At 33.1% G+C, this 9383-nt stretch carries 8 protein-coding genes; 7 read left to right on the top strand and 1 reads right to left on the bottom strand.

Annotated elements, in window-relative coordinates; all coding sequences use genetic code 11:
- The first annotated feature begins 364 nt into the window (after positions 1–364).
- From CD035_RS00830 to CD035_RS00820, 3 genes are all read left to right on the top strand, one after another.
- Positions 365–1738, top strand: a complete 1374-nt coding sequence (locus tag CD035_RS00830; protein WP_048540349.1) for a cryptochrome/photolyase family protein — start codon at positions 365–367, stop codon at positions 1736–1738.
- 21 nt (positions 1739–1759) lie between these two features.
- On the top strand, positions 1760–2203 hold the full coding sequence (locus CD035_RS00825; protein WP_229412492.1) for an antibiotic biosynthesis monooxygenase family protein: 444 nt from the start codon (positions 1760–1762) through the stop codon (positions 2201–2203).
- A 159-nt stretch (positions 2204–2362) separates the two neighbouring features.
- A complete protein-coding gene (locus tag CD035_RS00820; protein ID WP_048540351.1) occupies positions 2363–3403 on the top strand; it encodes an NAD(P)-dependent alcohol dehydrogenase in 1041 nt (346 codons plus the stop codon).
- A 524-nt stretch (positions 3404–3927) separates the two neighbouring features.
- Here CD035_RS00820 and CD035_RS00815 read toward each other — a convergent pair.
- Positions 3928–4908, bottom strand: a complete 981-nt coding sequence (locus CD035_RS00815) for a tRNA dihydrouridine synthase (RefSeq protein WP_025904672.1) — start codon at positions 4906–4908, stop codon at positions 3928–3930.
- A gap of 220 nt (positions 4909–5128) precedes the next feature.
- Here CD035_RS00815 and CD035_RS00810 point away from each other — a divergent pair, with 220 nt between their 5' ends.
- The 4 genes from CD035_RS00810 to CD035_RS00795 all read left to right on the top strand — a co-directional run bounded on the left by CD035_RS00810 (position 5129) and on the right by CD035_RS00795 (position 9380).
- Positions 5129–6526: an MDR family MFS transporter gene (locus CD035_RS00810; RefSeq protein WP_080964649.1), complete on the top strand. Its 1398-nt coding sequence runs from the start codon at positions 5129–5131 to the stop codon at positions 6524–6526.
- 331 nt (positions 6527–6857) lie between these two features.
- Positions 6858–7727 carry an alpha/beta hydrolase gene (locus CD035_RS00805; RefSeq protein ID WP_048540352.1) on the top strand — a complete coding sequence of 290 codons (870 nt, stop codon included), beginning with the start codon at positions 6858–6860 and terminating at the stop codon, positions 7725–7727.
- A 74-nt stretch (positions 7728–7801) separates the two neighbouring features.
- On the top strand, positions 7802–8332 hold the full coding sequence (locus CD035_RS00800; RefSeq protein ID WP_048540565.1) for a GrpB family protein: 531 nt from the start codon (positions 7802–7804) through the stop codon (positions 8330–8332).
- A 214-nt stretch (positions 8333–8546) separates the two neighbouring features.
- Positions 8547–9380, top strand: coding sequence for a hypothetical protein (locus CD035_RS00795; RefSeq protein WP_048540353.1), 834 nt, complete (start codon positions 8547–8549; stop codon positions 9378–9380).
- Positions 9381–9383: the final 3 nt, after the last annotated feature.

Genomic DNA, 9383 nt, shown 5'->3' with positions numbered 1-9383 from the left:
AATGTGACTCATATTTAATAATTAATTTCATAGCGATACATTTTTTCGAGAGTCTGGGACATAATATGATTTCCCAGACTCATTTTTTATATTGTTAGTAGATAAGTGAACCCAAAATACTTGTATCAAGCTTTTTAAAATCTAGTAAAAAGATTATATACAGGTATTTAAATATTTTTAACAGGTTATCTTTTAGGAGGCAGGCGATAAGGATCGATCTGATAAAGTTATTAGTCACACAAATGAAAAATATTAATAGACAGATATAAACCGCGCTTAAAACTGCTCATAAGAAAGTGATTTTAGCGCTCTTTTTAGCGAAATTATAAAGTGACTATGTAAAAATAATCCAGGAGGCGTTCAAATGCATTTAGGAGTCATACTCAACAGAGTTTTTAGAACACAAGATAATCCACTTTTTCATTATATAGAGAAGCATCAAAACGAGCTAAATAAATTATATTTTATCTTACCATTAGAAGATTTAAATGATGCATCAGCAGTAAAGCGTGAGTATTATTATAAAGTAGTAAAAGGGTTTCTAAATGCTTTAGAAAAGTATGATATACATCCCCATATTGTTACGTATGACAAGCTAGGTGACTTAGCTGATACATTGGGGTTATCTCACGTATTAGTACCAAAAGATATTATGAGTTATCACAAAGACATATACGATTATCCTCATGTTAAAAAAGCTTTTGAAAATCATCAAATTACAGTAATTGGGCAGCGCGTGAATCATTATTTTGAGCCAACAAAGACATTTAATAAACAAAATCAGCCTTATAAAATATTTACGAGTTTCTATAAAGCAAATCGTCAAGATTTAGTACATACACCTAAAAAAAATTATCAATTTAAGCATTTGGCCCAAATTGCTGAAAAGGGTTCAAATCAAAGTGACTTAAATTTTAAAAATAATAAAGATATAGAACAGTTAGCGCGCAAAGCATGGGGTGAATTTTTAAATGGTGATATAGCTCATTATGATAAATTGACTGATGATGTATCACTGGATTTTGTAAGTGGTTTAGGTAAATATTTAGCATATGGGTTGCTTGATATTAATGAAATTATAAATGACTTAATTGAAGGATACGACAGCAATGAAATTAGTTATGAATCTTTTATTAGAGAGGTTATATTCCGGGAATTTTATTATGTATTAATGACACAATATCCAGAAGCTTCCACTAAATCTTTTTCTGAGAAATATCGCAACATGAAATGGTCTTATAATAAAGCACATTTTGAAGCATGGAAAAAAGGACAAACTGGCTATCCAATTGTTGATGCTGCAATGATAAAATTAAATCGTACAGGATATATGCACAATCGTTTAAGAATGGTTGTATCACAATTTTTGACTAAAAATTTATTTATCGATTGGACTTGGGGGGAGGACTATTTTAGACAGTATTTGATAGATTATGATAATGCATCTAATGTACATGGTTGGCAATGGTCGGCATCAACTGGGACAGATGCAGTGCCTTATTTTAGAATGTTTAATCCTATACGTCAAAGTGAGCGCTTCGATGCCCAAGGGTATTTTATTAAAACAGAGCTAGAAATATTTAATGATGTGGCAAGTAAATATATTCATGATCCAACTAAATATAAAGACAATTTGCAAGAAATTTATCATATCGAAATTGGAAAAGAATATCCAGAGGCTATCGTGAATCATAAAAAAAGCAGAGATTATGTGATGGATAAGTTCAAACAATTTTGATATGTTATTCATTAAAAAGGAGTGATTTATTTGTTGAAAAATGAAATGCATGGTATTTATCTAACTCAAAATAACAATGAGGTTACAATCAATAAATTTAATGCAAGTTATCAGTATGTTATTTTAGAACAGATTAATAATTTACCTCAAAATGGATATGTCGTGTTTAACCATTTATATGCAAATCCTGGTTTTGAAGAAGATTTTGAGCGTGTTTTTCTAAATCGAGATATAAACCTAACAAATACTCAAGGGTTTGAAAGTTTATTGTTTTTAAAACCATGCAGTACGAATGAACATTATGTAATCATAACTATTTGGAAAAACGAAGAATCATATAAACAATGGCAAGATTCTCAAGAATATAAAAACACACATCAAAAAAGAGATACTAAAAAAGGAGCCGATCAAGCTATCGTAAACAGAAAGCTATCCTTTAATATTAGCTTAGAATTAAAAGAGTAACGATTATAAAGATGGTCACTAATTCGGAAAATAGAGTATAAATAGTATAAAGTAGCCTTCAAGACTTTTGAATTGACCTTGCTTACACACGGGTCTAATATTAGCAAAGAAGAATACGTATTACTGTATTCTATTAAGTAAGTAACGGAGGAATTTATGATGCTAAATGCTAAAGCGAGAGCTGTAAGTAGTCCGGATTCTAATTTTTTTGCAACAGAAATTACAAGAAGAGATCTTGATAAACATGATATTTTGATAGAAATTAAATATGCAGGAATATGCCATTCGGATATTCACACTGCACATGGAGAATGGGGACCAGTGAACTATCCTTTAGTACCGGGTCATGAGATTGCGGGTATTGTTAAAGAAGTTGGTTCTGATGTGAGTAAATATCAAATAGATGACCGTGTTGGTGTTGGTTGTATGGTTGACTCATGCGGTGAATGTGAACATTGTCAAAATGGCGAAGAACAATATTGCTTAAAAGGAATGGTTGGTACATATGCAGGTACTGACAGATATGGTGAACCTACTCAAGGTGGTTATTCAACACATATCGTCGTACATGAAGATTTCGTACTACGTATTCCGGATAATATTCCTTTAGATGAAGCGGCACCTTTACTTTGTGCAGGTATTACAACGTATTCACCTTTAAATCACTGGAAAGCATACGAAGGTAAAAATGTAGCTGTTATCGGTATGGGTGGACTTGGTCATATGGCCGTTCAAATTGCACATGCAATGGGCGCTGACGTAACAGTATTATCACGTACATTAAATAAAAAAGAAGACGGCTTAAAATTAGGCGCTTCTCATTATTATGCAACAACTGATGAGTCAACATTTGAAGAACTTGCTAACTCATTTGATTTAATTATTAATACTGTAAGTGCTAATTTACCAATAGATGATTATCTTAAACTATTAAGATTAGACGGTACGATTGTTAACGTAGGTGCACCAGCAGAACCCGTATCATTACGTGTAGCAAACTTAATAGGTCACCGTAGATCATTTGCAGGTTCAGCAATTGGTGGTATAAGAGAAACACAAGAAATGTTAGACTTCTGTTCAGAACATAACATTAGACCACAAATCGAACTTATTTCAGCTGATCAAATAGACGAAGCATATGAAAGAGTCTTATCATCGGACGTTAAATATCGTTTCGTAATAGATACAAGCACAATGTAATAACGAAAAAAGTGTCCATATGATGGGCACTTTTTTGATTTAAGAGGGTTGTTAGTAACACTTGTGCCGAGTTTTGTAATTAAGGCGCCCGTTAGTAACACTTCGGGCGAGTTTTGTAACTAAGGGTGCTGTTAGTAACACTTCGGTCGAGTTTTGTAACTAAGGAGGCTGTTAGTAACACTTGTGCCGAGTTTTGTAACTAAGGGTGCTGTTAGTAACACTTTCGCTGAGTTTTGTAATTAAGGGTGCTGTTAGTAACACTTTCGGCGAGTTTTGTAACTAAGGCGCCCGTTAGTAACACTTCGGTCGAGTTTTGTAACTAAGGGTGTCGTTAGTAACACTTCGGTCGAGTTTTGTAACTAAGGAGGCTGTTAGTAACACTTGTGCCGAGTTTTGTAACTAAGACGCCCGTTAATTACAGATTCCCTAACTTTTGTAATTAACTCTCCCAACAATCCCATAATACCCAACAAAAAATCCCCTGCTAACTCCAACGTTAACAGGGGACTCTTTATTGATTCACTTTAAGATTCAACGACGTCTTCCATTTGAGCTTCGAATTCATCTAGTAATGCGCGTACTTCATCTGTTGTTTCTGTACTCATTAATTGATGTCTTAATTCGCTAGCGCCTCTCATGCTACGTACGTATATTTTGAAGAATCTACGTAAGCTTTTGAATTGTCTTGTTTCACTTGTCGCGTATTTATCGAATAATGTGAGATGTAATCTGAGTAGGTCTAATAGTTCTTTACTTGTATGCTCACGAGGCTCTTTCTCAAATGCAAATGGATTATTGAAGATACCTCTACCGATCATAACACCATCGATGCCGTATTTTTCAGCAAGTTCAAGACCTGTCTTTCTATCAGGTATATCACCGTTAATTGTTAACAATGTATTTGGTGCGATTTCGTCACGCAAATTCTTAATCGCTTCGATTAATTCCCAATGTGCATCTACTTTACTCATTTCTTTACGCGTACGAAGGTGAATAGATAAGTTTGCGATGTCTTGTTCGAAGACGTGCTTTAACCAATCTCTCCATTCTTCTATATCATAATAACCGAGGCGTGTCTTAACACTTACCGGTAGACCACCAGCTTTAGCTGCTTGAATAATTTCAGCGGCACGTTCAGGTCTTAGAATTAAGCCAGAACCTTTACCTTTGCCTGCAACATTTGCCACAGGACAGCCCATATTCAAATCAATACCTTTAAAGCCCATTTCTGCCATTCCGATACTCATTTCTCGGAAATGATCTGGCTTGTCGCCCCATATATGTGCGACGATAGGTTGTTCATCTTCACTGAACGTTAAGCGTCCGCGAACACTGTGTATACCTTCAGGGTGACAAAAACTTTCCGTATTTGTAAACTCAGTGAAAAAGACATCCGGTCTCGCTGCTTCACTGACTACGTGACGAAAGACGATATCCGTAACATCTTCCATAGGTGCCAAAATAAAAAATGGACGTGGCAATTCACTCCAAAAATTTTCTTTCATAATATATTTTAACCTTCTTATTTATTAATTTATTAAATATTTATCCATGATGATATTACCATAAAAGTGCAACTTATACAAAAGGATATTTACTCATTTTAATGCAAATTATCTATCGTAACATCTAAACATTTTGATACGTAAAGCATGCATTTTGACTTTATCATATGCCTTTGTATAACATGATAATATTAGAGAAAGATTTTGAGGAGATGTCGTCGTGGAAGAGTTGAAACAAAGGGAAAAAACCTTGCTCATTACGATTTTGATGGTAGGGTCATTTGTGGCCATCTTGAACCAGACACTCATGACTACAGCCTTACCAAGTATTATGAAAGAAATGCATTTAACGAGCAGTACAGTACAATGGCTGACGTCTATATTTATGTTAGTGAATGGAATCATGATTCCCATTACCGCATATTTAACACAGCGATTTACGACAAGAACGTTATACTTTGCAGCTTTAACATTCTTTATAGTAGGTTCTATTATTTGTGTTATAACGGATCAATTCAGTGTCATACTCGTAGGACGTGCAGTTCAAGCAATGGGTGCTGGGATTATGATGCCTTTAATGCAGACAGTCCTATTTCTTGTTTATCCAGCTGATAAAAGAGGGCAAGCTATGGGGATGTTTGGATTAGTTGTCAGCTTCGCACCAGCAATTGGTCCAACATTGTCAGGTTGGGTTGTTTCTCACTACAGTTGGAAAGTGATATTTTATATTTTATTAATCGTAGTCATTATAGACTTATTATTTGCGTTGAAATTCGTGAAGAATGTAACAGATGTTACGAAACCGAAGCTTAATAAACTATCTGTCACACTGTCTACATTGGGCTTTGCGGCATTGTTATTTGGCTTTAGCGAAGCGGGTAATTTAGGCTGGCATCATCCTTTAGTTTATTCAATGATCATTGCAGGTATTGTCATCTTAACAATGTTTATCGTGAAACAATTAAGCATGACTGAGCCATTTCTTAACGTACGCGTCTTCACCTATAAATCCTTTACGATCAATATGATTATCGTCTGTATCGTCTTTGTTTCATTTATAGGAAGTCAAACAGTATTGTCATTCTACTTACAAAATCTACACGGATATTCACCATTAATGTCAGGATTAGCACTGATGCCAGGTGGAATTATAACAGGTCTACTTTCACCATTCACAGGTAAAATATTCGATAAATACGGCGGTAAGTTATTATCCATCATAGGCGTTTCAATTGTCGTGATTACATCCTTAGCTTTCACACAACTCGATGCACACACATCATTCGCTTATGTCACAATATTCTTTGCCATTTCACTCGCAGCAAATGCGATGGTCTTCAATCCATTAACAACAGCTGCATTAAATAATTTATCACGTGAATTAGTACCACATGGAACATCGATGAATAATACAATGAGACAAGTCGGCGCAGCAATGGGTTCAGCAATATTAGTAACAGTTATGAACACAGCAATTTTAAATCCACATGAATATGGAATAGAAGGATTAGTGCACGGCGTACGCGTCGCATACGGTGTTATATGTATCGTAGCAATACTCGGATTAATATTAGCAATTATCAATCCAACATCTAAAAAAGGCTATAAAGAAGCATAACGAAACGAAGCATGGGAGCGGGACAGAAATCTAATTTGTAAAAAAATTTCGTAGTCTCGCCCCGGCAAGGATGACTAGACTTGAAAAAGCTTGTTAAAAGCGCATTTTCAAGTCAGACATCTACTGCCAATATACTAAATAAGACTGAGACATACATTATGTCCCAGTCTTTTGCTTGTTTTTATAAGGAAAGCAGTGTGATATCAGACAACCCTCAGACTGACCCTTGCGGGGTTTAAAGCAATACATAAAGAAATCATTTGTTTCATAAGGAAATTTATGTAAACTTACTTTATACTTAAATCAAAATAACAGAATAGAGGTTATCGTAGTGAAGAAGTTATGGATTTTGGGGATGGGTATCATTATTGTGATGATTGTTGGAATCATGATTATGACGAAACCATCTAACGAACATCATTCAACAACAGTTAAATCAACAGACTCAACTTATATAAATAGCCAAATACCGACATTATTTCTACACGGTTATGCAGGAAGTGCCAACTCTGAGAAATATATGGTTCAACAAGCAAAGAAAAAAGGTGTCACAAAAGAAGTCATCACAGCATATGTATCTGAAGATGGAGAAGTTGAATTAAAAGGCAAACTTAAAAAAGATGCGACGAATCCTATTGTTCAAATAGAATTAGAAAATAATAAACAAGGGAATCTGGATCTCAATGCAGAATGGTTTAAAAACGTATTAACGAAATTACAAAGTGAATACGGCATTAAGAAATTTAACTTTGTCGGACATTCAATGGGAAATTTATCATTTGCTAAATATATGTTGAAATACGGGAATGATGAATCATTACCTCAGTTGAATAAAGAAGTGAATATTGCCGGTACATTTAACGGTGTATTAAATATGAATGAACAAGTAAATGAGATTAGTGTGGATAGAAGCGGTAAACCAAGTCGCATGAATCCACCATATCCAGAACTGCAACAATTGAAAGACATCTATAAAGGACAAGAAATAGAAGTATTAAACATATATGGTGACTTACAAGACGGCACCAACTCAGACGGCCGCGTATCCAACAGCTCATCAAAGTCATTAAAATATTTACTAGGAAATAGCCCAAAAAGCTATAAAGAATCCAAATACGAAGGCAAAACAGCCCAGCACAGCGAACTACACGAAAACAAACAAGTCGCGAAAGAGATTGTAGAGTTCTTGTGGGGGAGGTAGGGAGATTATATAGATTTTGAAGACCTGCGTGTAATTATTGTGTAAAATTGATTAAAAAGGGGGAAGAAATGACTATGATTTTAGGATTAAAGAATGATGAAATTAGGTTAGAAAAATATACAGATAAATGGCATGATGAATTTATTAAAGTCAAAAATGAATTATTAAAACATACACAGCTTGAAGAATATCGAATTGAACATATCGGAAGTACATCAATACAGGGGATGTCAGCTAAACCGATATTAGACATTGTCGTAGGAGTTGCTAATCTTAAGACAGTAGACGAAGAACTATTTAATAGCTTTAGAAAGGCTGAATTTTTAAGACTAAGAGTCGAAAAGCCAAATGAGATCGTACTTGCGAAGTTTACAGATGAAACATACCAAGTAAAGACACACTTCATTCATTTAGTTGAGTATCAACAAGATATATGGAATAATCTTATCTTTTTTAGAGACTATTTGAATTCGAATGAAGAAGCAAGAAAAGAATACTTGGATATAAAAACGTCTTACTTAAAAAATACATCTTCAGGTATCAATGAATATACTGATTTCAAAGAGGATTTTGTGAAGAATATTTATAATAAGAAATCTAAGTAAGAATATAGAAAATTGATAATGGTTTATTAATTAATGTTGATATAATCACAATTTAATATTGTCGCATTTTTAATACGCTATAGACTTAGTAAAACATTTTAGTATTTAAGCAATCTATTAAGAAATTGGCCAAGATAGATAATTAAAAGGTAAAGAATATTACATATGAGAAAACAGGGTCTTCAATAGAAATTAGATAGAGGAGGTATTAGAAGTGTTTATAAAAGGTGCTTCAATAATCGGTTTTATACTTTTTTTGCTGAAAGTACTTATTAATAGAATTATACCATCAAAGATAGATACCAGAAAAACGATATTTTATATTGATTTATTATTTTTAATACTAATATCATTAATTGTATGGCTCTCAGCTTTGGTGTATTACATTTTTATTTTCTCAAAAGGTAATCAATATAATAAAAACAAGTATTTAGAAATGATATTATCTGTTAATGGTTTAACAACCATTATAAATATAATGTTTAGTCTATTTACTTTGATTATAACTATACAAGTTATTGTAATGCTAAAAAATAATTTCAAAATTATTATACAGGATAACGAAGTCTTTAAAAATAAAACGACTGGAAAATCATATTTAAAAAATATGATACATGTAGAAAACAAAAGTGATATTGCAACAGACATATATAGATTGAAAACTAACCATATGGATGCATATAGTGTTAAGTCATATACTATGAAAGATAATGAAAATCGGTTGATTGAAAAGATATTTGTTTATAATAAAAGTCTGTGGAAAAGATGGAAAAATATTTCTGCAAAAAGAGAAGACAAAAAATATTCCAGTGTTTCATTATTAATGTATTTAACAGCTATTTTTATGTTTATTATATTAAGCATCATAATTACTACTTTGGTCAAAAGTGAGGGTAATGAATGGCTATTTACTATTTTGAATTTAGCTAATGTAGTTGTTTTAATTGTGTTGCACTCAACGCTTATTAATGAAAGAACACATATTAATATAAGGAATTTAGAAGATCAAAAAAGGTATATAGAGAAAGAAGAATTAAAGTTTTATTAAGTA

This window comes from Mammaliicoccus sciuri, from assembly GCF_002901825.1.
Taxonomy (GTDB): domain Bacteria; phylum Bacillota; class Bacilli; order Staphylococcales; family Staphylococcaceae; genus Mammaliicoccus; species Mammaliicoccus sciuri.
This window is presented reverse-complemented; position numbering and strand designations above follow the sequence as displayed.